A 24,718-nucleotide genomic window follows, 5' to 3' on the forward strand; every position below is an offset into this window, starting at 1 on the left:
GCTTAAGCGGCCAGGCGCAGGTTGTGGGTCACCAGTGGGCGCGCCCAGTAGTAGTCGAAATCCAGCGCCTTCTGTTGCGCCATCAGTTCTTCTTCGGGGTATGGCTCGGCAGCCGGTGGCAACAGGTCCAGTTCGAACTCGGCAATCGGCAAGTGCAGTGTGCGTGGCTCGGGAGCCGGGCCGGGCTCTGGTAGTGGTTGGCCGGCGTTCAGCACAATCGGGCGGACCCAACCGCTGTCGAAATCCTGCTGGCGCTGCTGGGCGACGAGTTCTTCTTCCGGGAAGGGTATCGGCGCCGGTGGCAGCAACTCGGTTTCGAATTCGGCAATCGGCAGGAACAGCGGCTCAGGCGGGGCGATCTCGGTGTCTTTCACGTCACACTCACGCTGGGTGAGGATCTGCGAGAGCATGTCGGCGCCTTCGCCGGGTTCGACCGAAGGGTCGGCAGGTGCAGGCGCCTTGGCGGCCAGTGCCCGCGGCGTTTCACCGAGCTGTTCGGCCAGCGCCCGGGCGAAGAAGTCCTGCCACACATGACTCACCCCGGCCAGCGCTTGAGTATTGCGCAGGCCGTAGTGGTTGTGGGTCGGCAGTACGCCGATGGTTAGGGGAAGAATGTCTGACATTTTTCTCGGTCGACGCTCAGCTCTGGCAAAATACCTGACTGCTGTTTTTATCGGCCGCTGTTTGCCGATCCTTAATATTTTTGAGCGTAGCGATTGATGAACGAACAACCAGCGGCCAGCCGCATCCAGGTCGAGGCGTTGGCCGAAAGTTTCCAGGCCTGCGCCGAGCAGTGGGCTTCGCTGCTGGGCTTGCCTTTACAGGTGGCGGATGCGGATTTTTCCCTGCAAGTGGGCGAGCAGGGCCTGCAATTGCAGCAGCTTGGGCCTGATGCGCCGGGGCCGGTGCGGGTCGACTTTGTCGAAGGCGGCGCGGCGCACCGGCGTTTATATGGCGGTGGCAGCGGGCAAATGATCGCCAAGGCCGTGGGCATCGCCCAAGGCGTACGGCCCAAGGTGCTGGACGCCACGGCCGGGTTGGGCAAGGACGCGTTCGTATTGGCCAGCCTGGGGTGCGAGATGAGCCTGATCGAACGCCAGCCGTTGATCGGTGCCTTGCTCGAAGACGGCCTGGCACGCGCTGCGCAGGATTTTGAAGTGGCACCGATTGTGGCGCGCATGAAGCTGCTCAAGGGCGACTCCATCGATGTGATGCTCAATTGGGAGGGCGAGCCGCCCCAGGTGATCTACCTGGACCCGATGTTTCCACACCGTGAGAAAACCGCCCTGGTGAAGAAGGAAATGCGCCTGTTTCGACCGTTGGTGGGCGATGATCCGGATGCACCGGCCTTGCTCGCTGCCGCCCTGGCTTTGGCCAGCCACCGTGTGGTGGTCAAGCGCCCGCGCAAGGCGCCGTGCATTGACGGGCCCAAGCCGAGTCATGCGTTGGATGGCAAGTCCAGCCGCTACGACATTTATCCCAAGAAAGCGCTCAAGCCATAAGCTGCAAGCAACAGCACTCATATTCGTGATGCTGCGAGATCCAAATGTGGGAGGGGGCTTGCATCCCGATGGCGGCCTCAGGGCCGACCAGGATGTTGGATTAGACCGAGTACATATCCGTTATTCAGGTGACGGCCGCTATTGGTTCCGCTTTTACAGCGGGTCACTTTGGAAAAGAGCCCCAAAGTAACCAAAAGGCTCTTGCCCCACCACTCGGCACCTCGCTTAGGCTCGGTGTGCCCGTAATCCGCCAGTGATTTGGGGGGGCGCCGCCACGCGCCATCCATGGCGCGGGGCGGCTAAACCGGCATCCCTGCCGGTTTACCCCCCAAATCCCTGTCGAATTCCGGCCAGCGTGGTTTAACGGGGCGCTTAAGATCAAGATCAAAAGCAGATCAAGATCAAGAGCGGCTCGCTTCGCATCGTGGTTAGTGTCGGTTGTTGCACCCTACGCTGTTGTCGAGACCGGGCTGCGATAGGCCCGCATAAACAACTTCACCACGTCCTGCACATGCTCTTCTGCCTCCTCTGCGCTCAGTTGCCCGCCGCAACCGTACAACAGGCGAAAGTTCGCCGTGCCCTTGAGCAGGCAAAAGAAGTGCTCGGCCGCTTTGAAGGGGGTGTCGATGTGTAAGGCACCGCTCTGGTCGATCTTGCCGAGCAGACGTTCCATGCCTTGCAACATGCGCATGGGGCCGGCTTCGAAGAAGATCCGCGAGAGCTTCACGTCCTGATTGCCGGTGGTCATCATCAGGCGATGCAGGTTCACCGACTCCTCGCTGTTGATCAGCCGATGAAAGCCCCGTGCGATGTTCAGCAATACCGTCTCTACGGGCATGCCTGCGGGGAGCTCGAAATACATCACCGGCAATTGCTCTTCACATTTGGCCACCACCGCCGCGGTGAACAACGTCTCTTTATCGGTGAAGTGGCTGTAGACGGTGAGTTTCGAGACGCCTGCCGCAAGCGCGACGGCATCCATGCTGGTGTTCGCGTAGCCATTGCCCAGGAACAGGGATTTCGCGGCTTCGAGGATTGCCTGGCGTTTTGCCATGTCCTTGGGACGCCCGGGGCTGGCGGTGTTCACAGGATTGTCGGACATTTTCACCTTTAATACTGGACTGGCGAGTTTGGTATTAATAACATACCGGCCAGTATAATTATTCCAAGCTTCATTTGCGAAAGGTCCTTCAGCATGCGCAGCGCGTTCCTGCCCCTTGCTTTGCCTGTCAGCCTGGTCTTTTTATTGGCCGCCTGCGGCCATGAAGAAGCGACCCAGGCCACCGTCCGCCCCGCCATGGTGGTGCAACCGCAGCCCTCGGCACAGGCAATGGACAGCTACCCCGGTGAAGTACGTGCCCGTTATGAGCCGGACCTGGCCTTTCGCATCGGCGGCAAAGTCAGCAAGCGGCTGGTGGAGGAGGGCGAGCGGGTCAAGGCTAACCAGTCACTGGCTGAACTCGACCCCCAGGATGTGCGCCTGCAACTGGAAGCCAGCCGTGCCCAAGTGGCCGGCGCTGAGGCCAATCTGAACCTGGTGCGCGCTGAGCGCGATCGCTACAAGACCCTGATGGACCGTCAGATGGTCAGCCGCTCGCAGTACGACAACGCCGAAAACCTCTACCGAGCAGGTGAAGCGCGCCTGAAGCAGATCAAGGCCGAGTTCGACGTGTCGAGCAACCAGGCCGGTTATGCCGTGCTGCGCGCGCCCCAGGACGGCGTGGTCGCCAAGCGTGCTGTCGAAGTCGGCCAAGTGGTCTCGGCGGGCCAGACCGTGTTCACCCTGGCCACCGATGGTGAGCGCGAAGTGCTGATCAGCCTTCCCGAGCAAGGCTTCGGCCGCTTCAAGGTCGGCCAGCCGGTGTCGGTAGAGTTGTGGAGCCAGCCCGAACAGCGCTTCGCCGGACGCATCCGTGAACTGTCACCCGCAGCCGACCCGAAATCCCGCACCTTCGCCGCCCGTGTAGCCTTCACCGGCGGTAAAGTGCCGGCCGAACTGGGCCAGAGCGCGCGCGTATTCATACAAGCCGATGGCGTCATTGCTCTCTCGGTACCGCTGTCTGCTCTCAGCGCAGAGAACGGCGCGTCCTTCGTCTGGCGGGTAAAGCCGGACAACACCCTTGAGCGTACGCCGGTGCGCATTGGCGCGTTCGGTGAAAAAAACGTGCCGGTGCTCGAAGGCTTGGCTCCCACCGACTGGGTGGTTGCCGCAGGCGTGCATGTGCTGCATGAGGGCCAGCAAGTGCGCCCTGTGGATCGCTCCAACCGTGTCGTGAATCTGGCGGCCAAGGAGTAATCCCGATGGGTTTCAATCTTTCCGAATGGGCGCTGCGTAATCGCCAGATCGTACTGTTTTTGATGATTCTGCTGGCCGTGGTCGGCACCCTGTCCTACACCAAGCTGGGGCAAAGCGAGGACCCGCCCTTTACCTTCAAGGCCATGGTGATCAAGACCAACTGGCCCGGCGCCACGGCCCAGGAGGTGTCGCGCCAAGTCACCGAACGCATCGAGAAAAAATTGATGGAGACCGGTGAGTACGAGCGCATTGTGTCTTTCTCGCGCCCCGGCGAATCCCAGGTCACTTTCATCGCCCGCGACTCGATGCGTTCGGCGCAAATTCCTGAGTTGTGGTACCAGGTACGCAAGAAAATCAGCGACATCCGCCAAACCTTGCCACCGGATATCCAGGGACCATTTTTCAACGACGAATTCGGCACCACCTTCGGCAATATCTACGCCCTGACCGGCGATGGTTTTGACTATGCGGTGCTCAAGGACTACGCCGACCGCATCCAGATTCAGCTGCAACGGGTGCCGGACGTGGGCAAGGTCGAGTTGCTTGGCCTGCAGGACGAGAAGATCTGGATCGAACTGTCCAACCTCAAGCTTGCCACCCTGGGTTTGCCGTTGGCCGCGGTACAGCAGGCGTTGCAGGAACAAAATGCCGTATCGACCGCCGGCTTTTTTGAAACCCCGAGCGAGCGTGTGCAGTTGCGCGTGTCGGGCAATTTCAAAACCGTGGAGCAGATTCGCGACTTCCCGATTCGAGTGGGCGATCGCACCTTTCGTATCGGCGATGTTGCCGATATCCATCGGGGCTTCAACGACCCACCGGCACCGCGCATGCGTTATATGGGCGCGGACGCCATCGGCCTGGCCGTGGCCATGCGCGACGGTGGGGATATTCTGGTACTGGGCAAAGCTCTTGAGAGTGAATTCGCACGCCTGCAAAAGAACCTTCCTGCGGGCATGGAGCTGCGCAAGGTGTCGGACCAACCGGCAGCGGTGAAGACCAGCGTCGGCGAATTCGTCCAGGTGCTCGCCGAGGCATTGGCCATTGTATTGCTGGTGAGTTTTTTCTCCCTCGGTGTGCGCACCGGCATGGTGGTCGCCCTGGCGATCCCGCTGGTACTGGCGATGACATTTGCCAGCATGTATTACCTGGGCATCGGCCTGCACAAGATTTCCCTTGGCGCTCTGGTGCTGGCCCTGGGTTTGCTGGTGGATGACGCGATCATCGCTGTGGAAATGATGGCGATCAAAATGGAGCAGGGCTACGACCGGCTCAAGGCTGCGAGCTTCGCCTGGACCAGCACAGCATTCCCCATGCTCACCGGTACCTTGATCACGGCGGCGGGCTTTTTACCGATTGCCACTGCGCAGTCGAGCACCGGTGAATACACCCGCTCGATCTTCCAGGTGGTGACCATTGCCTTATTGGCCTCCTGGGTGGCTGCCGTGGTGTTTGTACCGTATCTCGGGGAAAAGCTGCTGCCGGACCTGGCGAAAATTCACGCGGCCAACCACGGCACCGACGACCCGGATCCCTACGGCACGCCTTTCTACCAGCGTGTAAGACGTTTGGTGGAGTGGTGTATACGTCGGCGCAAGACGGTCATCGTGTTGACCCTGCTTTTGTTTATCGGCTCGGTCGCGTTGTTCCGCTTTGTACCGCAGCAGTTCTTCCCGGCTTCCGGGCGCCTGGAACTGATGGTCGACCTGAAACTGGCCGAAGGCGCCTCCCTGAGCAACACCGCGGAGCAGGTCAAGCGTCTGGAGGTATTGCTCAAGGCGCACGCGGGCATCGACAACTATGTGGCCTACGTGGGCACCGGCTCGCCGCGGTTCTACCTGCCGCTGGACCAGCAACTGCCGGCCGCCAGCTTCGCGCAGTTCGTGGTGTTGGCCAACACCATCGAGGAGCGTGAAAGCCTGCGCACCTGGCTGATTGAAACGCTCAACGAGCAGTTCCCCGAGCTGCGCTCGCGGGTCACTCGCCTGGAGAATGGCCCGCCCGTGGGCTACCCGGTGCAGTTTCGCGTGACCGGCGAACACATCGAAGAGGTCCGCGCCCTGGCCCGCAAAGTGGCGGCCAAGGTGCGCGAAAACACCCACGTGGTTAACGTGCATCTGGACTGGGAAGAACCGAGCAAAATCGTGTATCTGAATATCGACCAGGACCGGGCGCGCGCCCTTGGCGTGAGTACTGCCAACCTGTCGAAATTCCTGCAGAGTTCCCTGACCGGTTCCAGCGTCAGCCAATACCGGGAGGACAACGAATTGATCGAGATCCTCCTGCGCGGTACCGTCCACGAACGCACCGAGTTATCGCTGCTGCCGAGCCTTGCCGTACCCACCGACAATGGTAAAAGCGTGGCGCTGTCGCAGATCGCCACCCTCGAATACGGTTTCGAAGAAGGCATCATCTGGCACCGCAACCGCCTGCCCACCGTGACCGTGCGTGCCGATATCTACGGCAAGGAACAACCGGCGACCTTGGTGCAGCAGATCCTGCCGACGCTCACAGGTGTGCGTGCCGAACTGCCGGACGGTTACCTGTTGGAAGTGGGTGGCACCGTCGAAGACTCTGCTCGCGGGCAAAACTCGGTGAAGGCCGGCGTGCCGCTGTTCATCGTGGTGGTGCTGACTTTGCTGATGTTGCAATTGCGCAGTTTCTCACGCACGGCGATGGTTTTTCTGACTGCCCCCCTGGGCCTGATCGGTGTGACCTTGTTCCTGCTGGTATTCCGCCAACCCTTTGGCTTCGTCGCCATGCTCGGCACGATCGCGTTGTCGGGAATGATCATGCGTAACTCGGTCATTCTGGTGGACCAGATCGAGCAGGACATCAAGGCCGGGCTGGCGCCGTGGCAGGCGATTATCGAAGCGACCGTGCGACGCTTTCGTCCGATTGTGCTGACGGCCCTGGCGGCGGTGCTGGCGATGATCCCACTGTCGCGCAGCGTGTTTTTCGGGCCCATGGCTGTGGCGATCATGGGCGGGTTGATTGTGGCGACGGCGTTGACGCTGTTGTTTTTGCCGGCGTTGTACGCGGCGTGGTTCAGAGTCAGGAAGGAGGCAGCGTAGCGAGGTGTTTGCTGTTTCCCGTACATGTGTTTTTTTTGGGTTTCTCTGCCAGGCCGGTGCCTGGCCATTCCCTGATACCCACCGGGCAGTATTTACATACCGATGCAAACACGCAGTCGCTCAGATGGAACGCTTGCCCTTGTAACTCCACTCAGGCAATGCCTGACGGACAGGCAGAGGACTTGGCACTGCCATGTGGCGGCCAGGCCTTTTCATTGAGTTCATGGAGTTTTACATGTCGTTCTTTAATGTAATTGCGGCTTTCAAAGAGGCTTTTCTCGGGGCCTTGCTGGGTAATCATGCGCCACGCAATGATTTCGCTATCACCCAGTCCTATAGACCTCATCATGGAAGTTCAGGTCATTACCACCGCCCGCATTTTAGCTATGCCCAACCCACCAGGTATCACAACCCGCCATACCTGCATCAACAACCGGTCCACGGGTATCAATCACCCAGCAGACCTTTGTATCCGCTGTTTCGTTAAACCCGTGACAGGCTTGGCCTGAAACAACTGCGCCAAGGCCCGTTACCAGCGGCCTTGGCGCAGTAGGGTCGTAGTGCGGGGTTACAGCGCTCCAAACACCTTCTTTGCCAAACTGGTGGCAGCCGCCGCCGGATTCTTGCGAATCGTCTCTTCCTGCTGCGCAATCATCTTGAACAAACCATCCAGCGCTTGCTCGGTCACGTAGTTTTCGACGTTGGCGCTCTTGGCATCCACGGCGCCGAAGGCCGCGGCCTTGCCGGCCAGGGCGTTGTACTGCTGAGCCACGCCGACCTTGTCGGTAGCGGCCTTGACGATGGGCAGGAACTTGGCGCGGATTTCCTCTCGGCTGCTTTTGTTCAGGTATTGGGTGGCAGAGTCCTGACCACCGCTGAGAATGCCCTTGGCGTCGGTCACGCTCATGTTTTTCACGGCGTTGACCAGAATCGGCTGGGCCTGGGTCACGGCGGTTTCAGCCGCTGCGTTCATGCTGGTTTCCAGCTGCGTGACCTGGTCACCCATGCCGAACATTTTCAGTTTGTCGGCGACTTTGCCGAGCTTGCCTGGCAGGCCGATTTTTACTTCCGGGTTGTTGCTGAAACCACCGGGCTTGCCCAGTTGTTTGACGGCAATCTGCGCACCTTGGGTCAAGGCATCCTTCAGGCCGCCGCTGGCGTCGCCCTGGGACAGGCTGCCAAGGTCGAGGGCCATGGCGTTGGCACCGAACAGCAAGCCGGCACACAGGGCGATGAGGCGAAGAGATTTGCGGAGCATGGGCGCTTCCTTATGACGTGAATTGATCAGTGTGCGACCGCATCAACCCGCAGGCGCAGCGGCTGTGGATCCTGGCCATTGAGTTGCACGGCGTGCCGCTCTGTAGTGATGAACAGTAGCTTGCCCTCCAGTTCGATGCGAGCGCTGACCGAGTAAGTATGGCCTGGCTTGACCTGGGCCGGGTCATAGCTCAAGTGAAACGGCAGAGGCACCTGGCCTTTGACCGGGCCTTTCTGTTCGGCGAGGGTCACGGCCGGGGCGTCCATGAGGGACACATCTTGCAGGCTGACGCTCAAGGTGGCAGCAGGCGGCAGGGCAATACGTTGCAGATAGAACACTTCGCCGTCGAGGCTGGCTTTCGGGGTTGGGGTCATTGAGTGGCAGGCTCCGAGCAGGGCGGTCAGGCCCAGGAGAATGATCTTTTTCATGGTGCAGCTCCTTTTCAACGGCGCCGGAATCCGCCCGGCGCCTCAGTCAATCTAACGGCTTTGTTCAGGTGTGACTGCTTCTGCTTGCGCCAGCGCTTCGGCTGCGCCGTCTACGCGGTGCAAGGCCACCTGGCGGATCGACAGGCGAATATCGGCCGGCAGCACGCGTTTGGCGGCGCCTTCGGCCAGTTCGCCGAGCAGGTCGTGATAGCCCAGCTTGCCGGCTTCATCGCGACGCAGCACATCTTGCTCCAGCAACGTCTGAATAAAATGTCGGAAAAGACTCTTGTCGAAGAACTCCGGGGCGTTGAGACCGTGCAGGATTGATAGGCGCTGGGCCATGATCGTGCACAGGTCTTCCAGTTCTTCGGCGCTGATGCTGTTCTGGCCGCTGTTGAGCAACAGCGATATCGCCATGTAGAAGCGTTGCAGGGTCTGGGCGATGCTCTTGGACAACAGCGTCAACAGCACAAATTGTCGCGAACTCGGCGCCGGGCGCAGGTACACGGCGTTTTCGAAGCGCAGCAGGCCTTGTTCGACAAACGCGTCCAGCCACTGGTCGACCACGGTGTCCAACTCTTCCAGCGACCAGCGGATAAACAGCTCCGATTGCAGATACGGGTAGAGCGCGCGGGTGTAGCGCAGGATCTGTTCGCGGCTCATCCGCGAGCTGCTCTGGAAGAAGCTCGCCAGCAACGCCGGCAGGGCGAAGATATGCAGCACGTTGTTGCGGTAGTAGGTCATCAGGACGGCGTTCTGCTCGTCCAGGTAGACAATCTTGCCCAAGGCGTCGCTTTGTTCCGACAGCAGCTTCATGTCCTTGACGTGCTTGATCAGCGCCAGGCCATCGCCCTCCGGCAAGGTCGTGTGGGGCGAGTAGGGCACGCGACGCAGCAGCGCCAGGTACAGGTCGAGCTGGCGCGCCATGGCTTGTTCATCCAGGGCCAGGCGTGTGGTCGACAGCAGGGCCAGGGCCACCAGGTTCACCGGGTTGATCGCCGCGGCTTCGTTCAAGTGCCGCGCCACCTGCTCGCCAAGGCGATTGGTGGTTTCGTTGAGCCACGCCGGCTTGTAGTTCGGGCCCAGTTCCTGGGCGCGCCAGTCCGGTTGCTCGGCGTCGAGAAATTCCGCCAGCTTGATCGGCTCACCGAAGTTGACCGCGACCTGGCCGAAACGCTGCTTGAGGGCGCCGACCACTTTGAAAATATCGAAGATCGACTCTTTCTTCTTGCTCGCGCCACGCAATTCGCCGAGGTAGGTGCGGCCTTCGAGCACGCGTTCATAGCCGATATACACCGGCACGAACACGATCGGCATACGCGAGGAGCGCAGGAAGCTGCGCAGGGTAATCGCCAGCATCCCGGTTTTCGGTTGCAGCATGCGCCCCGTGCGCGAGCGGCCGCCTTCGACGAAGTACTCCACCGGGAACCCCTTGGTGAACAGGGTGTGCAGGTATTCGTTGAACACCGAGGTGTACAGCGGGTTGCCCTTGAAGGTGCGGCGCATGAAAAACGCACCGCCACGGCGCAGCAGGCTGCCGATCACTGGCATGTTGAGGTTGATACCGGCCGCGATGTGCGGCGGGGTCAGGCCGTTCTTGAACAGCAGGTACGACAGCAGCAGGTAGTCGATGTGGCTGCGGTGGCAAGGCACATAGATCACCTCGTAGCCTTGGGCAACCTTCTGCACGCCTTCGATGTTATTGACCTTGATACCGTCGTAGATCTTGTTCCAGAACCAGCTCAGCACCACTTCCAGAAAACGGATCGCGGTGTAGGTGTAGTCCGAGGCAATCTCGTTGCCGTAGCGCAGCGCCAGGGCCTTGGCTTTTTCCGCAGAGATTTTTTCTCGTTCGGCTTCATCAACAATGGCCTGGCGCACCAGCGGCATATTCACCAGCCCCTTCACCAGGTTACGGCGGTGGGACAGGTCGGGACCGATCACTGCCGTCTTCAGGTTACGAAAGTGCACGCGCAGGATGCGCTGGGCCATGCGCACGGTGCGTTCGTGGCCTTTATTGTGCTCGATCAATTCACGCAGGTTGATTGGCGCGGAGAATTGCACGCGGGTCTTGCGCCCCAGGATCAGGATGCTCAGCAACCGGCGCAGACGCCCGGTCACTGCCCAACTGTCGGCAAACAGCAGTTTCCACGGGCTGGACTCGCTTGCAGGAGACTGGCCCCAGAACACGCTGACGGGAATGATTTGTGCATTCTCTTCGGCGTGCTCGGTCAGGGTATTGACCAGGCGTGTCAGGGTGGGCGGTGCACCGCGCTTGTCCTGGCGGCCGAGCCAATCCGGATCCGGCGTGAGATAGAAGAACGCCGCGGGCTCCATCAATGGGCCTACCGACACCGGCAGCACCGGGCGCGGCAGGCCGGCCTTGGTGCACTCCGCATCGACCACCGCCAACTCGGTGAGGGAGGGTGATTGCAGGACGTAGAAAACCGGCCGGCTGCGGTCCAGGTTAAGGGTGAGGGACGACTGGTTGATCGTCTCCGAGCGAACCCAGAGGTACAACAGTCGGCGCAAGGTGCCAAACACCAGACGGCGGAACGGGGAGCGGGTCATAGGCGAACTGCTTCAAGTGGAAAAAACCGAGCAGATGCTCGGGCAGGTAGTGTGCCGTATTCACCGAAAATCGGCAAAAAAGCAGCGATGTAAACTTGAGTTGATGGTTTTTGAGCCTGTCTTATACTCGGCAGTTCAATACGTGCGACTCAACAATAAAAAACCAGTGGGAGTGAACAGATGGCAACGCGCGAAACCGGCAATGTGAAGTGGTTCAACGATGCAAAGGGCTACGGCTTTATCCAGCGTGAAGACGGCAAGGACGTGTTTGTGCACTACCGCGCCATTCGCGGTGAAGGCCACCGCTCGTTGGCCGAAGGCCAGCAGGTGGAATACGCAGTGGTCACGGGCGAGAAGGGCTTGCAGGCAGAGGATGTGGTGGGCCTGTGACAACTTTGTTTTGATAACCCAATCAACTGTGGGAACTGGCTTGCCTGCGATAGCATCACTGTGGTCTGACTGATAGACCAAGGTGTCTGCATCGCAGGCAAGCCAGCTCCCACATTGATTGGGTTAGCAATCCACTGTCAGGCTGTTTTCCAGGTTATCTGCTCTTCACCATCTGCGCTGATGCGAATCCAGGTATCGGCACTTTCCTCGCCTTCTTCCTCAACCCACGTCCCCGGTGCGCAGCGCACTTCAACATTCAATGCGGCAAACGCGGCGCGGGCGCAGGCGATGTCGTCGTCCCACGGGGTCTGGTCGCTTTCCAGGTACAGGCTGTTCCATTTGCCTACAGCCTTGGGTAGCCAGGTAACTGGCACGCTGCCGGCTTTGCACTTGTAGGTCTGGCCTCTCTGGACCCAGTCGGAGCAAGGGCCCAGGGCGGCGCCCAGCCAGGCGGCGATGGCCTTGTGATCGACGTCGGCGTCTTTCAGGTAAATCTCGATATCGGGTTGGCGCATGGATGTTCCTCGTTGCGGGATTCGAAAATCCATTCGCGGGTATTTGTAAAGTCAGCTATTGAAGCACGAAATAATCGTAGCGCATCGACACCGTGACCTGCAGCGGCTCGGCCGCCTCGATCACTTCGGCGCGGCGCTCGGCACTGGCTCGCCAGCCATGAGGCGTCATGGCCAGCAGGTTGGCGCGGTCGGCAGGCTCGGCCAGGCTCAGGGTGAACTCAAGGGTTTCACTGTGCGCCAGGCTCATGCCCTCCGGCACCAGGGCCAAGTGTTTATCGTCGGTGTATTCGCGCACTTCGTCGTACAGGCGCTCGCGCAGTTCCATCAAGTGGCCGCTGGTCGGGCCGACCTTCATCAAGCCGCTGCCGGGGCTGAGCAGGCGCTTGGCTTCTTGCCAGTCCAACGGGCTGAACACGCTCGCGAGGAACTGGCAGCTGGCATCGGCCAAGGGTACTCGGGCCATGCTGGCGATCAACCAGGTCAGCGCCGGGTTGCGCTTGCACGCGCGCTTGACCGCCTCCTTGGATATATCCAGGGCATAGCCATCGGCGTCGGGCAGCGCCTCGGCAATTTGCGCGGTGTAGTAACCCTCGCCACACCCAATGTCGACCCAGCGCTGTGGTGCGCGCTCGGCGGCCAGTGCGGCCAGGCGCTTGGCCACCGGGGCATAGTGCCCGGCGTTGAGGAAGTCGCGGCGTGCCTCGACCATGGCCAGGTTGTCGCCCGGGTCGCGGCTGTTCTTGTGCTGCACCGGCAACAGGTTCAGGTAGCCCTGGCGCGCACGGTCGAAACGGTGCCCGACCGGGCACGCCACGCCATTGTCCACCGCGCTGAGCGGTGCGTTGCAAATGGGGCAGGCAAGCATCAGGCGAGCAACTTGATCAGGGTCTGGTAATAGATTTCGGTCAGCACATCGAGGTCGCTGGCCAGGATGCGTTCGTTGACCTGGTGGATGGTCGCGTTGACCGGGCCCAGCTCGACCACCTGGGTGCCCAGCGTGGCGATAAAGCGCCCATCGGAAGTACCACCACTGGTGGACGCCTTGGTCTCACGCCCGGTGATCGCCTTGATACTGGCAGATACCGCATCCAGCAGCGCGCCCGGCTCGGTGAGGAACGGCAGGCCCGACAGCGCCCAATCCACATGCCAGTCCAGGCCATGTTTATCCAGGATGGCCGCGACCCGCTGTTGCAGGCCCTCGACGGTGGACTCGGTCGAGAAGCGGAAGTTGAACACCGCCGTCAGGTCGCCGGGGATCACGTTGGTGGCGCCGGTGCCGGAATTGAGGTTGGAAATCTGGAAGCTGGTCGGCGGGAAGAAGGCGTTGCCGTCATCCCAATGCTCGGCAGCCAACTCGGCCAGGGCCGCCGCAGCCAGGTGGATCGGGTTCTTCGCCAGGTGCGGGTAAGCCACGTGGCCCTGTACGCCGCGTACGGTCAAGGTGGCGCCGAGGGAGCCGCGACGGCCGTTCTTGACCACATCGCCCACCAGGGTTGTGCTCGACGGTTCGCCGACGATGCACCAGTCCAGGCGTTCCTTGCGTGCAGCCAGGCGTTCGATTACGGCCTTGGTGCCGTGATGCGCCGGGCCTTCTTCGTCGCTGGTGATCAGGAAGGCGACCGAACCCTTGTGGTCCGGGTAGTCGGTGACAAAGCGTTCCGCCGCCACCAGCATCGCCGCCAGGCTGCCTTTCATGTCTGCCGCGCCACGGCCGCAAAGCATGCCGTTTTCATCGATCAAGGCGTCGAAGGGGTCATTCTGCCAGGCCTGCACCGGGCCGGTCGGCACCACGTCGGTATGGCCGGCGAAGCACAGCACCGGGCCTTCGTGCTTGCCGTGGGTGGCCCAGAAATTGTCTACGTCTTCGATACGCATCGGTTCAAGCGCAAAACCGGCGTCGCCCAGGCGCTGCATCATCAGCTTCTGGCAATCGGCATCGATCGGCGTGACCGAGGGGCGACGGATCAGGTCGATGGCAAGTTGAAGGGTCGGCGAAAGGTCGGCATGGGCCGTCATGGGGAAACTCCGGAAAGCGTGTGATGGGCGCAGGACGAATGTGGAAATATCGAGCCTGGAGCGACGCAATTCCAATGTGGGAGCTGGCTTGCCTGCGATAGCATCACTGCGGTGTGCCTGTCAGACCGCGGCGTCTGCGTCGCAGGCAAGCCAGCTCCCACATAGAATTGGGCCAGGCCAAGTCTCACAAAAGGGCCGTTATCTTATAGCAAAACGGCGGCCAGAGGCCGCCGTTTAGTGCATTGCGCAAGTTTTTACACAGCCGTGGCGGGCTCAGCCTTCGGCGCCGGTTTCGGCAGCGACGACAAGAACGCCATGATCAGCGCAGCCACGTAGGGCAGCGACTGCACCAGCAACATCACGACCCAGAAGCGAATGTCATTGCTTGGCAGGCCCTGCACCAGGTAGATCCCCAGCGCGGCGCCCCACAGCAGCAGCATGATGAACATTTCTTCGCGGGCTTCAGAGATCGCTACCCAGAAGCCATGGTTATCCGCGTTTTTCGGCGTGCGAAAGAACGGAATGCTGGTGGTGAAGAAGCCATACAACACAGCCTTGGCGATGGTATGGGACAACGCCAACCCGGCCAGGGCCGCGCAGAACGCATCTTTCAAGTTCACCCCTACGGCACGACGGTAGAGGAAGATGATCTTGCCGACCTTGAACACGAACAACGCCAACGGCGGGATTGCGAAGATCAGCAACGGCGGGTCGACCCGTGTCGGCACGATGATCATCGCCGCCGACCACAACAGTGCGCCGACGGTAAAGAAGATGTTCATGCCATCCGCTACCCACGGCAACCAGCCCGCGAGGAAGTGGTAGCGCTGGCCGCGAGTCAATTCGGTGTCTTTGCCACGTATCAGGCTGGCGGTGTGACGCTTGATAATCTGGATCGCGCCATAGGCCCAGCGGAAACGCTGTTTCTTGAAGTCGATAAAGGTATCCGGCATCAGGCCCTTGCCGTAGCTGTCGTGGTAGTACGCTGCCGACAAGCCTTTCTCGAACACGCGCAGGCCCAGTTCGGCGTCTTCACAGATGCACCAGTCGGCCCAGCCCAGTTCCTCAAGCACCGAGCGACGGGTCATGGTCATGGTGCCGTGCTGGATGATCGCGTCACGGTCGTTGCGGGTAACCATGCCGATATGGAAGAAGCCTTTGTATTCGGCGTAGCAGAGCTTCTTGAAGGTGCTTTCGTTCTGGTCGCGGTAATCCTGGGGCGACTGCACCACGGCGATTTTCGGATCGGCGAAGTGCGGCACCATGTGCTTGAGCCAGTTGGGTGACACGCAGTAGTCCGAGTCGATCACCGCGATCACTTCGGCATCCTTGGCGGTGTGCGGGATCAGATAATTCAACGCGCCCCCCTTGAAACCAGCCAGGGGTGCGACGTGGAAAAACTTGAAGCGCGGGCCCAGGGTTTCGCAGTAGTCGCGCACCGGTTCCCATACCGCCGGGTCCTTGGTGTTGTTGTCGATGATCAGGACTTCGTAGTCCGGATAGTCGAGGGCAGCCAGGGCGTCGAGGGTCTGTTTGACCATCTCCGGTGGCTCGTTGTAGCACGGCACGTGGATCGACACTTTCGGACGGTAGTCCGAATCGCCTTCTACCGGCAGGAATTCACGCCGGCGCTTGTGGGTCCATACCGCTTCCGCCAGTTCGTGGGCTTCGGTCAGCAACACGATAAATACGCCAAGAGCACCGAGGGCCAGCAACACGCCGACTATCAGGCTGAACCAGGTGCTGTATTGCTGGCTGTAGTCGTAGCCGATCCATACCAGCACCGACCCGCACAGAAACGCAATAAAGGTCAGGAAGGTCCGGCCCCGCTGGCGCAGCGCCGAGCCGTCGATCATCAACAGGGTCAGGGACAGCAGTGCAAGCACCACCGAGCCGATGGCCAGCACCCGCCATTGCGGGATAGCAACGACCGGGCCTTCAAAATTGAATTTCTGCTGGCGCGCGGCGTTGAACACGCCCCAGTAAGCACCTGCCGAGCCTTCGTCACTGACTTTCCACGGCTGATCGAAGGCCTCGATCACGAAGTAGTTGTAACCCTGGCGGTTAAGCTTGTTTACCAGCGTGCGCAGGTAAATGGCCTGGTCAGCCGGCGACGATTCATTACCACCGCGCATACGGCCGTTACTCGGCCAGCCAACTTCCGACAGCAGCAGCGGCTTTTTCGGGAAGGCTTTCTTCAGATCCTTGGCACGGTCGAGTACGTACTGGCCGGCCTTGTCCATCGGGATGTACTCCCAGAACGGCAGGATGTGCGCGGCGATCAGGTCGACGTGCTTGGCCAGTTGCGGGTTCTTTTCCCAGATGTGCCATTGCTCGGAAGTGGTCACCGGCACTTTCACGGCAGCGCGCACGCGGTCCAGCAACACAATCAGCGCTTCAGGGGTGATTTCGTCACGGAACAAGGCTTCGTTGCCGACCACCACGCGCACGACACTGCGCGAGTTATTGGCGATCTCGATGGCACGCTGGATTTCACGCTCGTTGCGTTCAAGGTCCGGGCTGATCCAGATCCCCAGGGTCACGCGCAGTCCGAACTCTTCGGCCAGCTTGGGGATTTCGCCCAGGGAGCCATCGACCGAGTAGGTACGGATGTTGTCCGTCAGCTTGCTCATGATCGCAAGGTCCTGACGCATCTGCTCTTCAGTCGGAAACTGATTCTTCTGCGGGTACTGGCCTTGCTGGAACGGCGAGTAGGAAAACCCGGAGATCTGTTCAGGCCAGTTGGGAGCGGTGACCGGGCGGTTGATCAGCGCCCAGAAACCGGTGAACAGCGCGGCGATGGCCAGCACGATCACCAGGTTGAGTCCAAATTTACGCGATGCCATGGTTATGTCGGGTTCCAAAAGGTGCGGAACGAAAAGAGGTGTCGGCCTACGCCGAACGGCGCGCATCCTACACCGGCCTTTCCCTGAGCGTATAGCCGACAGAGAAAAGCCGGACGTTAGTCTGCGAAAGTCCACCTAAGTTCTTTACTTGTAGCTGGAAGCTTCGAACTTGTCGCGCTGTAGTCCATAATGCGCGCCGGTTTTTGGGGTAATGATCATGAGTACAGAAGATCCGCGGTTTGCAGGCGTCGCCCGCTTGTACGGCATCGAAGGGCTGGAACGCTTGAAAGCGGCCCATGTGGCGATTGTCGGCGTCGGCGGCGTGGGCTCCTGGGCGGCGGAAGCGATCGCCCGTTGCGGGGTGGGCGAGATTTCGCTGTTTGACCTGGACGATGTCTGCGTGAGTAACAGCAACCGCCAGTTGCACGCCCTGGACAGCACCGTGGGCAAGCCCAAGGTCGAAGTGATGGCCGAGCGCCTTCGCGGCATCAACCCGGCGTGCACGGTGCATGCCGTGGCGGACTTCGTTACCCGCGACACCATGGCCGAGTACATCACCCCGAACATCGACTGCGTGATCGACTGCATCGATGCGGTCAACGCCAAGGCGGCGCTGATTGCCTGGTGCAAGCGCCGCAAGATCCAGATCATCACCACCGGCGGCGCTGGCGGGCAGATTGACCCGACGTTGATCCAGGTGTGCGACCTGAACCGCACCTTCAATGACCCGCTGGCCTCGAAGGTGCGCTCCACCCTGCGCCGCGACTACGGTTTCTCGCGCACCGTCACCCGTCATTACAGCGTGCCGTGCGTGTTTTCCACCGAGCAACTGCGCTATCCGAAGCCGGACGGCAGCATCTGTTTGCAGAAGAGTTTTGTTGGCGACGGCGTAAAGTTGGACTGCGCGGGCGGGTTTGGCGCGGTGATGATGGTGACGGCTACCTTCGGGATGGTGGCGGCGACCAAGGCGGTGGACAAGATTGTGGCTGGGGTGCGCAGACCTTCGGAGCGGGTCAAGCCCCTCTGAGTCTCAGAGCTTTACACCGTTCAAGATGTGGGAGGGGGCTTGCTCCCGATGGCGGCCTCAGGGCCGACCAGGATGTTGGATCAGACCGAGTACATATCCGTTATTTGGGTAACGGCTGCTATGGGTTCCGCCCTTACGGCGGCTCACTTTTGAACAGCGCAAAAGTAAGCAAAACGCTCTTGCCCCACCACTCGGCACCTCGCTCAGGCTCGGTGTGCCCGTAATCCGCCATGGATTTGGGGGGCCGCCGCCACGCGCCATCCATGGCGCGGGGCGGCTAAACCGGCATCCCTGCCGGTTTACCCCCCAAATCCCTGTCGAATTCCGGCCAGCGTGGTTTGATGGGGCGCCTAAGATCAAAAACAGAGCAAGATCAAGAGCGACTCGCTTCGCATCGTGGTTACCGTCGGTTGCTATCAAGTTCTGTAGATGAGGGAGTGTCAGTTGATGCATGTGTGACTGACCCACCGCCAGCGGGAGCAAGCCCCCTCCCACATTCAGTTGTGTGTATGGCTTAGTTCGCGCATACGTTGCAGGACTGCATTCAAGCCGTTGGTGCGCGATGGTGACAGCTGCCGGGACAGACCCAGTTGTGCAAACCAACCCGGCAAATCCACCGCTTGCAGTTCATCAGCCGACAACCCATTGACCCGCGCCAGCAACAGCGCCACCAACCCGCGAATCATTCGCGCCTCGCTGCTGGCAGCAAACTGCCAATGGCCGTCCTGCAAACGCCCCACCAACCACACCAGGCTTTCACAGCCTTGCACCAGGTTGGCGTCGACCTTTTCATCATCCGCCAACGCGGGCAGTCGCTCGCCCCATTGCATCAGCATCCGCGCGCGCTGCTCCCAACCGCCGACAGCCTGGAATGCCTGCAGCGCAGCCATCGCGTCCACTGGCAAGCTCATCGCAACATATCCAGCGCCTGGTCCAACGCTTCAAAGAAGCGCTCCAGGTCATCGGAATCGTTGTACAGCGCCAGGGACACTCGAATGGCGCCGGGTAAGTGCATGGCCTTGAGCAGCGGCATTGCACAATGATGCCCGGCGCGCACGGCAATACCTTGTTCGGTCAGGAGATGGGCGAGGTCAGCATTATGTACGCCGTCCACCACGAAGCTGACCAACGCCACGTGAGGTGACCCCAGGACGCGTACGCCATTGCGAGCTTTCAGCCCGCGCAGCAGGTAGTCGTGCAGTGCCGCTTCATGGGCAGTCACGGCGTGCTGATCCAGTGAGCTCAGGTAATCCAGGGCGGCACCCAGGCCGATCACGCCGGCAATGGGCGGCGTGCCGGCTTCGAACCCCAGTGGGGCTGGGCGGAAGCTGGCGCCTTGATAATCTGCCTGCTGCACCATCTCGCCGCCAAACTGCCAGTGGCGCAGGTGATGCAGGGCAGCGTTGCGACCGAACAGCACGCCGACGCCGTCCGGGCCGTAGAGCTTGTGGCTGGAAAATACGTAGAAATCGCAGCCCAGGGCCTGTACGTCGTGGCGACCATGCACGATGCCTTGGGCGCCATCCACAACAGTCAGGGCAGCGTTTGCCTGGGCCAGCGTCAGTAGCGCTTCCAGCGGCTGCCAGGTGCCCAGCACGTTGGACAACTGGCTCACCGCCAGCAGGCGCGTGCGCGGGCCGATCAATGATGCGGCGGCTTGCAGGTCGATCACACCGTCATCGTCCAGGGGCAATACCACCAGCGTCAGCGCACGCCGTTTGGCCAATTGTTGCCAGGGCAACAGGTTGGCGTGGTGTTCCAGGGCGCTGATGGCTATCTCATCGCCCGCATTGAATAGGTGCTCAAGGCCATAGGCCAAGAGGTTCAGCGCAGAGGTTGCGCCGTGGGTGAACACGACCTGCCCGCTGTCGCCTGCATTCAACCACTGCGCGACCTTGCTGCGACTGTCCTCAAAGGCTTGGGTCGCATGGGCTCCCGGCAAATGCTGGGCGCGGTGCACATTGGCTGCGCCATTGGCGTAGTAATGGCTGATGGCATCCAGCAGGGCCTGGGGTTTTTGCGCGGTGGCGGCGCTGTCCAGATAGGTCTGGTCTTGCCTTTGCAGGGTGGCGATGGCCGGGAAATCGGCGCGCCAGGGGGAGGGCACAAGCATGGTGATCAAGACTCGTATAAGCGAACCGCACCCGAAGGTGCGGCCCGCTAGTGGCATCGAGTGGCTGCTTAGTTGTGAGCGTGCAGCGCTTCGTTCAGTTCGATGGCCGATTTGTGGGTTTTGCACTCCACGGCACCGGTCTCGGAATTGCGACGGAACAGCAGATCCGGTTGACCGGCCAACTCGCGCGCCTTGACCACCTTGACCAACTGGTTCTGCTCGTCAAGCACCGCAACCTTGGTGCCGGCGGTGATGTACAGGCCCGACTCCACGGTGTTGCGGTCGCCCAACGGGATACCGGTGCCGGCGTTGGCGCCGATCAGGCAGTCTTCGCCTACCTTGATCACGATATTGCCGCCGCCCGACAGGGTGCCCATGGTAGAGCAGCCGCCGCCCAGGTCCGAACCCTTGCCGACGAACACGCCTGCCGATACACGGCCTTCGATCATGCCCGGGCCTTCGGTGCCGGCGTTGAAGTTGACGAAGCCTTCGTGCATCACGGTAGTGCCTTCGCCCACGTAGGCGCCCAGGCGGATACGCGCAGCGTCAGCGATGCGTACGCCGGCCGGTACCACGTAGTCGGTCATTTTCGGGAACTTGTCCACCGAGAACACTTCCAGCAGCTCGCCACGCAGACGCGCTTCGAGCTGGCGCTCGGCGAGTTCGGCGATGTCGATGGCGCCCTGGCTGGTCCAGGCCACGTTCGGCAACTGCGGGAACACGCCTGCCAGGTTCAGGCCGTGAGGCTTGACCAGGCGATGGGACAGCAAGTGCAGCTTGAGGTAGGCCTCTGGCGTGGAGGTCAGCGCGGCGTCTTCGGCCAGCAGTGTGGCAACCAGTGGGGTGTGGCTTTCAGCCAGGCGATTCAGCAGCGCGGCTTGGGTGGCGTCGACGTTCTTGAGTGCATCTGCCAGTTGCAGCGCTTGGCTGATGGTGAACGTGATCGCCTGGTTGCCCTCGGTGTAACCCAGGATCGGCGCAATGGCGGCAACGATCTCGGCTGACGGGTTGAGCAACGGTTGTGCGTAAAACACTTCCAGCCAAGCACCTTGGCGGTTCTGAGTGCCGACGCCGAAGCCCAGGCTGAACAGGGAATTGGACATGCTGTTACCTCTACAAAAATGGAAGGCTGGCCTACTTGAGGGCCGCCGAATAACTATCTGGCTTGAAGCCAATCAGGGTTCTGTCACCGAGATCAAGCACCGGGCGCTTGATCATCGAGGGTTGTGCGAGCATCAGTTCAATGGCTTTCGACTGATCGAGATCGGCTTTGCGTTCGTCTTCGAGTTTGCGAAAGGTGGTGCCCGCACGGTTCAAAACCACCTGCCAACCGTGCTCGTTGCACCATTGGGTCAAGTGTTCGCGGTCGATACCGGCCGTTTTGTAGTCATGGAACTCGTAGCTCAGCGCGTGCTCATCGAGCCAGGTGCGCGCCTTTTTCATGGTGTCGCAGGCTTTGATGCCGAAAAGGTGCAGGGTTTTGCTTGAAGCGGTCAAGGAATTGCCCCCCTTTGGACCAATGAAAAATGAAAGATCACGGATTATGCCACGACCAGCCGGTTTCGGCGCCGCCCGTCAGCATCCTGCGACTTTTGTGCAAAAGCCGGTGCGCGGCATAGGCGAGTAACATAGCGGGGTAATATGGCACTTCAACGGCCAGTTGTTGCCTGATGTGTCGTTGCAAGTCGATTGTCCGGGAAATCCGCGTTATGCAAACCGCCTACACTGTTCTTATCCTGCTGATGCTGGTCAGCTTTTCGCGTCTGGTCGGACGCATCATCCCGCTACCGTTGCCCTTGGTACAGATTGCCGCCGGCGCCTTGCTGGCCTGGCCCACATTGGGGCTGCATGTGGCGTTGGACCCGGAGCTGTTCCTGTTTCTGTTCCTGCCGCCGCTGTTGTTTTCCGATGGCTGGCGCATGCCCAAGCGCGAACTGTGGCGCCTACGTGGCCCGATTCTGACATTGGCGGTGGGCCTGGTGCTGTTTACCGTGGTCGGCGCCGGCTACTTCATTCATTGGTTGCTGCCCTCGATCCCCTTGCCGGTGGCCTTTGCCCTTGCGGCGGTTTTATCCCCGACGGATGCCGTGGCGGTGTCGGCCATTTCTCAGAATCGCTTGCCTAAACCGCTGATGCACATGCTTCAAGGCGAGGCGCTGATGAATGACGCGTCAGGCCTGGTGACCTTCAAGTTTGCCCTGGCGGCGGCGTTGACCGGGGTGTTTTCCCTGGCGGATGCCAGCCTGACCTTTGTATTGGTCGCCGTGGGCGGCTTGGCGGTCGGGGTAGCGTTGAGCTGGCTGGTCGGCCGTCTGCGCGCGTGGATGATTGCACGGGGCTGGGATGACCCCGCGACCCATGTGGTGTTCATGCTGTTGTTGCCCTTTGCTGCCTACGTGTTGGCTGAGCGCCTGGGCGCTTCGGGCATTTTGTCGGCGGTGGCGGCGGGCATGATGCAGAGCTGGCTCGACCTGCTGCCGCGCCAGACCAGTACGCGTTTGCTCAACCGCAGCGTCTGGTCGCTGCTGGAGTTTGCCTTCAATGGCTTGATCTTCCTGCTGCTGGGCTTGCAACTGCCGGACATCATCAAGGCTGTGGTCAGCCACGAAACCACCCTGTGGCCGACCCTGTTGTACCGCTGCCTGGACGTGGTGGCGATCTTTCTGGTGCTGGTGGTGCTGCGGTTTATCTGGGTGCAGAGCATCTGGCGGCTGTCGGGGTTGCTGCGCAGGCTGCGTGGCAAAAGCGCGCTGACCCTGGTGCCGACGGCGCGCTCCTGCTGGTTGCTGACCGTCGGCGGTGTCCGCGGTGCGGTGACGTTGGCAGGTGTCATGTCGGTGCCCCTGCTGCTGGCGCCAGGGCAGGACTTTCCGGAGCGTGACTTGCTGATTTTCATCGCGGCCGGTGTGATCCTGTTATCGCTGGTCGCTGCGTGCATCGCGCTGCCGCTGCTGTTACGCGGCGTCGAAAAAAGCCCGGATGAAAAACGCCACAACGAAGTGCGCGAGGCCTGGAAAAAGACCGCCGTGGCTGCAATCCATGCCCTTGAGGCCGAAGAGCCTGCCGACGCCGAAACGCCGGACGCCGCCCAGGCGGCATTGGCTACCGAACTCAAGGCCCGGCTGATGTCGGAATATCGCCATCAGTTGGAAGTCTTCAACGATTCGGCTGAAGCCCAGGCGCTGGCGCACCAGATGGACCTGCTTGAACGCAAGCTGCGGCTCAAGGCTCTGCGTGCGCAACGGCTGGAGTTGTACAGCTTGAGCCGTCACCACCAGATTGGTGATGACGTATTGAGGGAGGTGTTGGCGGAATTGGATATGAGCGAGGCAAATTTGGGTCACATGAAGTGACCCGCGAGCTTTTAGCCGCGACGCTGAATAAAAGCGCGAATCCGCTCAGCCGCTTCCACACATTCGGCCAACGGCGCAACCAGTGCCAGGCGCACACGGCCGGCACCCGGGTTGAAGCCATCCACTTCCCGTGACAGGTACGAGCCCGGCACCACGGTCACGTGTTCTTCCACGAACAAATCGCGGCAGAAGGCGGCGTCGTCGCCATTCACATTCGGCCACAGGTAGAACCCACCGTCCGGGCTTTGTACATCCAGCACCGGTTTGAGGATCGCCAGCACCGCATCGAACTTCTCGCGGTACAGGTCACGGTTGGCCAGTACATGGGCCTCGTCCTGCCAGGCAGCGATACTGGCTAGCTGGGTCTGCACCGGCATCGCGCAACCATGGTAGGTGCGGTACAGCAAAAAGGCCTTGAGGATGTCGGCGTCGCCGGCCACGAAACCTGAGCGCAGGCCTGGCAGGTTGGAGCGCTTGGACAGGCTATGGAACACCACGCAGCGTTTGAAATCCCGGCGCCCCAGTTCGACGCAGGCGCTGAGCAGGCCGGGCGGTGGGGTTTGTTCGTCGAAGTAGAGTTCGCTGTAGCATTCGTCGGCGGCGATCACGAAGTCGTATTCGTCGGCCAGGGCGATGAGTTTTTTCAGTGTGTCGACGGGAATCAGCGCGCCGGTCGGGTTGCCTGGGGAGCACAGGAACAGGATTTGGCAACGTTTCCAGATGTCGGGGGAGACGGCGTCGAAGTCCGGGTTGAAGCCATTGCTATCCAGGCACGGCAGGTAATGCGGCTTGGCCCCGGCCAGGAACGCGGCGCCTTCGTAGATTTGGTAAAACGGGTTGGGACTGACCACCAGCGCATCGTCGCCACGGTTGACCACGGTCTGGGTGAAGGCGAACAGGGCTTCACGGGTGCCGTTGACCGGCAGGATGTTACGCGCCGGGTCCAACCAGCCCTTGGGCACATTGAAGCGGCGTTCGCACCAGGCGCCGATGGCTTCACGCAGGGCAGGGGTGCCAAGCGTGGTGGGATACACCGCCATCTGGTCGAGGTTGTTGCTCAGCGCCTCGGCGACAAAGGTCGGGGACTTGTGCTTGGGTTCGCCGATGGACAGTGCAATCGGGCGTTTGTCCGGGTTCGGCGTCACGCTGCCGAGCAGGGCGCGCAGTTTCTCGAAGGGGTAGGGCTGCAACTGGTTAAGGGCGTTGTTCATATAAGCCTCTATCACGGTGAGCGCGGCCCCTGTGGGAGCTGGCTTGCCTGCGATGGCATCACTGCGGTCGACCTGACGGACCGAGGTGTCTGCATCGCAGGCAAGCCAGCTCCCACATGAC

Annotated in this window: 20 protein-coding genes; 6 read left to right on the forward strand and 14 right to left on the reverse strand. The window is 61.0% G+C overall.

Annotation, left to right across the window (positions count from 1 at the left end; translation table 11 throughout):
* Positions 1-2: 2 nt before the first annotated feature.
* A complete protein-coding gene (locus IH404_RS07565) occupies positions 3-623 on the reverse strand; it encodes an energy transducer TonB (protein ID WP_194440217.1) in 621 nt (206 codons plus the stop codon).
* Between the two features lie 96 nt (positions 624-719).
* Here IH404_RS07565 and IH404_RS07570 point away from each other — a divergent pair, with 96 nt between their 5' ends.
* Positions 720-1,502 (forward strand): class I SAM-dependent methyltransferase, encoded by a 783-nt coding sequence (locus tag IH404_RS07570; RefSeq protein WP_005785532.1) that lies wholly within the window; start codon positions 720-722, stop codon positions 1,500-1,502.
* A 448-nt stretch (positions 1,503-1,950) separates the two neighbouring features.
* Here the strand turns inward: IH404_RS07570 and IH404_RS07575 are convergent, their stop codons facing one another.
* Complete coding sequence (locus tag IH404_RS07575; protein ID WP_005785534.1) at positions 1,951-2,604, reverse strand: TetR/AcrR family transcriptional regulator; 654 nt, start codon at positions 2,602-2,604, stop codon at positions 1,951-1,953.
* 93 nt (positions 2,605-2,697) lie between these two features.
* On the opposite strand from IH404_RS07575, the gene IH404_RS07580 reads away from it, so the two are divergent.
* Positions 2,698-3,798, forward strand: coding sequence for an efflux RND transporter periplasmic adaptor subunit (locus tag IH404_RS07580; RefSeq protein WP_005785535.1), 1,101 nt, complete (start codon positions 2,698-2,700; stop codon positions 3,796-3,798).
* A 5-nt stretch (positions 3,799-3,803) separates the two neighbouring features.
* A complete protein-coding gene (locus IH404_RS07585) occupies positions 3,804-6,869 on the forward strand; it encodes an efflux RND transporter permease subunit (RefSeq protein WP_194440218.1) in 3,066 nt (1,021 codons plus the stop codon).
* Between the two features lie 568 nt (positions 6,870-7,437).
* Here the strand turns inward: IH404_RS07585 and IH404_RS07590 are convergent.
* Genes IH404_RS07590 through plsB form a run of 3 tightly spaced genes read right to left on the reverse strand, consistent with a single transcriptional unit; the run spans position 7,438 to position 11,126 of the window.
* A complete protein-coding gene (locus IH404_RS07590) occupies positions 7,438-8,127 on the reverse strand; it encodes a DUF4197 domain-containing protein (protein WP_194440219.1) in 690 nt (229 codons plus the stop codon).
* Between the two features lie 26 nt (positions 8,128-8,153).
* Positions 8,154-8,555, reverse strand: coding sequence for a YbaY family lipoprotein (locus IH404_RS07595; protein ID WP_005785541.1), 402 nt, complete (start codon positions 8,553-8,555; stop codon positions 8,154-8,156).
* A gap of 51 nt (positions 8,556-8,606) precedes the next feature.
* The gene (gene plsB / locus IH404_RS07600) at positions 8,607-11,126 is read right to left on the reverse strand and encodes a glycerol-3-phosphate 1-O-acyltransferase PlsB (RefSeq protein ID WP_005785543.1); all 2,520 of its coding nucleotides are present in this window, start codon (positions 11,124-11,126) and stop codon (positions 8,607-8,609) included.
* 180 nt (positions 11,127-11,306) lie between these two features.
* Between plsB and IH404_RS07605 the strand changes: the two genes are divergently transcribed.
* Positions 11,307-11,516, forward strand: coding sequence for a cold-shock protein (locus IH404_RS07605; protein WP_003219353.1), 210 nt, complete (start codon positions 11,307-11,309; stop codon positions 11,514-11,516).
* A 137-nt stretch (positions 11,517-11,653) separates the two neighbouring features.
* Here IH404_RS07605 and IH404_RS07610 read toward each other — a convergent pair whose 3' ends face one another.
* The 4 genes from IH404_RS07610 to IH404_RS07625 form a co-directional block, all read right to left on the reverse strand.
* Positions 11,654-12,031: a hypothetical protein gene (locus tag IH404_RS07610; protein ID WP_005785549.1), complete on the reverse strand. Its 378-nt coding sequence runs from the start codon at positions 12,029-12,031 to the stop codon at positions 11,654-11,656.
* Positions 12,032-12,086: 55 nt separating this feature from the next.
* Positions 12,087-12,896 carry a putative RNA methyltransferase gene (locus IH404_RS07615; RefSeq protein WP_005785551.1) on the reverse strand — a complete coding sequence of 270 codons (810 nt, stop codon included), beginning with the start codon at positions 12,894-12,896 and terminating at the stop codon, positions 12,087-12,089.
* Positions 12,896-14,047 carry a succinyl-diaminopimelate desuccinylase gene (gene dapE / locus IH404_RS07620; RefSeq protein WP_005785553.1) on the reverse strand — a complete coding sequence of 384 codons (1,152 nt, stop codon included), beginning with the start codon at positions 14,045-14,047 and terminating at the stop codon, positions 12,896-12,898. The genes IH404_RS07615 and dapE overlap by 1 nt, the downstream gene beginning before the upstream one ends.
* Positions 14,048-14,301: 254 nt before the next feature.
* Positions 14,302-16,893 (reverse strand): glycosyltransferase, encoded by a 2,592-nt coding sequence (locus tag IH404_RS07625; RefSeq protein ID WP_005785555.1) that lies wholly within the window; start codon positions 16,891-16,893, stop codon positions 14,302-14,304.
* A gap of 217 nt (positions 16,894-17,110) precedes the next feature.
* Here IH404_RS07625 and tcdA point away from each other — a divergent pair, with 217 nt between their 5' ends.
* Positions 17,111-17,920, forward strand: coding sequence for a tRNA cyclic N6-threonylcarbamoyladenosine(37) synthase TcdA (gene tcdA, locus IH404_RS07630; RefSeq protein ID WP_005785557.1), 810 nt, complete (start codon positions 17,111-17,113; stop codon positions 17,918-17,920).
* A 497-nt stretch (positions 17,921-18,417) separates the two neighbouring features.
* Here the strand turns inward: tcdA and IH404_RS07635 are convergent, their stop codons facing one another.
* The 4 genes from IH404_RS07635 to IH404_RS07650 form a co-directional block, all read right to left on the reverse strand.
* Positions 18,418-18,831, reverse strand: coding sequence for a SufE family protein (locus tag IH404_RS07635; protein WP_005785559.1), 414 nt, complete (start codon positions 18,829-18,831; stop codon positions 18,418-18,420).
* Positions 18,828-20,033: a cysteine desulfurase gene (locus IH404_RS07640; RefSeq protein ID WP_005785561.1), complete on the reverse strand. Its 1,206-nt coding sequence runs from the start codon at positions 20,031-20,033 to the stop codon at positions 18,828-18,830. The genes IH404_RS07635 and IH404_RS07640 overlap by 4 nt, the downstream gene beginning before the upstream one ends.
* Before the next feature lie 68 nt (positions 20,034-20,101).
* Positions 20,102-21,136: a 2,3,4,5-tetrahydropyridine-2,6-dicarboxylate N-succinyltransferase gene (gene dapD, locus IH404_RS07645; protein WP_005785563.1), complete on the reverse strand. Its 1,035-nt coding sequence runs from the start codon at positions 21,134-21,136 to the stop codon at positions 20,102-20,104.
* Between the two features lie 31 nt (positions 21,137-21,167).
* Positions 21,168-21,476 carry an arsenate reductase gene (locus IH404_RS07650; RefSeq protein WP_241092152.1) on the reverse strand — a complete coding sequence of 103 codons (309 nt, stop codon included), beginning with the start codon at positions 21,474-21,476 and terminating at the stop codon, positions 21,168-21,170.
* 266 nt (positions 21,477-21,742) lie between these two features.
* Between IH404_RS07650 and IH404_RS07655 the strand changes: the two genes are divergently transcribed.
* Positions 21,743-23,386, forward strand: coding sequence for a Na+/H+ antiporter (locus IH404_RS07655; RefSeq protein ID WP_194440220.1), 1,644 nt, complete (start codon positions 21,743-21,745; stop codon positions 23,384-23,386).
* A gap of 11 nt (positions 23,387-23,397) precedes the next feature.
* On the opposite strand, the gene dapC is transcribed toward IH404_RS07655, so the two are convergent.
* Positions 23,398-24,597 carry a succinyldiaminopimelate transaminase gene (gene dapC, locus IH404_RS07660; RefSeq protein WP_005785704.1) on the reverse strand — a complete coding sequence of 400 codons (1,200 nt, stop codon included), beginning with the start codon at positions 24,595-24,597 and terminating at the stop codon, positions 23,398-23,400.
* Positions 24,598-24,718 lie beyond the last annotated feature (121 nt).

This window comes from Pseudomonas sp. OST1909 (assembly GCF_015277575.1).
Lineage (GTDB): Bacteria > Pseudomonadota > Gammaproteobacteria > Pseudomonadales > Pseudomonadaceae > Aquipseudomonas > Aquipseudomonas synxantha_A.

Coding starts and splice junctions, on each gene's coding strand:
- IH404_RS07565 (WP_194440217.1), bottom strand. CDS start 623: ATGTCAGACATTCTTCCCCTAACCATCGGCGTACTGCCGACCCACAAC.
- IH404_RS07570 (WP_005785532.1), top strand. CDS start 720: ATGAACGAACAACCAGCGGCCAGCCGCATCCAGGTCGAGGCGTTGGCC.
- IH404_RS07575 (WP_005785534.1), bottom strand. CDS start 2,604: ATGTCCGACAATCCTGTGAACACCGCCAGCCCCGGGCGTCCCAAGGAC.
- IH404_RS07580 (WP_005785535.1), top strand. CDS start 2,698: ATGCGCAGCGCGTTCCTGCCCCTTGCTTTGCCTGTCAGCCTGGTCTTT.
- IH404_RS07585 (WP_194440218.1), top strand. CDS start 3,804: ATGGGTTTCAATCTTTCCGAATGGGCGCTGCGTAATCGCCAGATCGTA.
- IH404_RS07590 (WP_194440219.1), bottom strand. CDS start 8,127: ATGCTCCGCAAATCTCTTCGCCTCATCGCCCTGTGTGCCGGCTTGCTG.
- IH404_RS07595 (WP_005785541.1), bottom strand. CDS start 8,555: ATGAAAAAGATCATTCTCCTGGGCCTGACCGCCCTGCTCGGAGCCTGC.
- plsB (WP_005785543.1), bottom strand. CDS start 11,126: ATGACCCGCTCCCCGTTCCGCCGTCTGGTGTTTGGCACCTTGCGCCGA.
- IH404_RS07605 (WP_003219353.1), top strand. CDS start 11,307: ATGGCAACGCGCGAAACCGGCAATGTGAAGTGGTTCAACGATGCAAAG.
- IH404_RS07610 (WP_005785549.1), bottom strand. CDS start 12,031: ATGCGCCAACCCGATATCGAGATTTACCTGAAAGACGCCGACGTCGAT.
- IH404_RS07615 (WP_005785551.1), bottom strand. CDS start 12,896: ATGCTTGCCTGCCCCATTTGCAACGCACCGCTCAGCGCGGTGGACAAT.
- dapE (WP_005785553.1), bottom strand. CDS start 14,047: ATGACGGCCCATGCCGACCTTTCGCCGACCCTTCAACTTGCCATCGAC.
- IH404_RS07625 (WP_005785555.1), bottom strand. CDS start 16,893: ATGGCATCGCGTAAATTTGGACTCAACCTGGTGATCGTGCTGGCCATC.
- tcdA (WP_005785557.1), top strand. CDS start 17,111: ATGAGTACAGAAGATCCGCGGTTTGCAGGCGTCGCCCGCTTGTACGGC.
- IH404_RS07635 (WP_005785559.1), bottom strand. CDS start 18,831: ATGAGCTTGCCAGTGGACGCGATGGCTGCGCTGCAGGCATTCCAGGCT.
- IH404_RS07640 (WP_005785561.1), bottom strand. CDS start 20,033: ATGCTTGTGCCCTCCCCCTGGCGCGCCGATTTCCCGGCCATCGCCACC.
- dapD (WP_005785563.1), bottom strand. CDS start 21,136: ATGTCCAATTCCCTGTTCAGCCTGGGCTTCGGCGTCGGCACTCAGAAC.
- IH404_RS07650 (WP_241092152.1), bottom strand. CDS start 21,476: ATGAAAAAGGCGCGCACCTGGCTCGATGAGCACGCGCTGAGCTACGAG.
- IH404_RS07655 (WP_194440220.1), top strand. CDS start 21,743: ATGCAAACCGCCTACACTGTTCTTATCCTGCTGATGCTGGTCAGCTTT.
- dapC (WP_005785704.1), bottom strand. CDS start 24,597: ATGAACAACGCCCTTAACCAGTTGCAGCCCTACCCCTTCGAGAAACTG.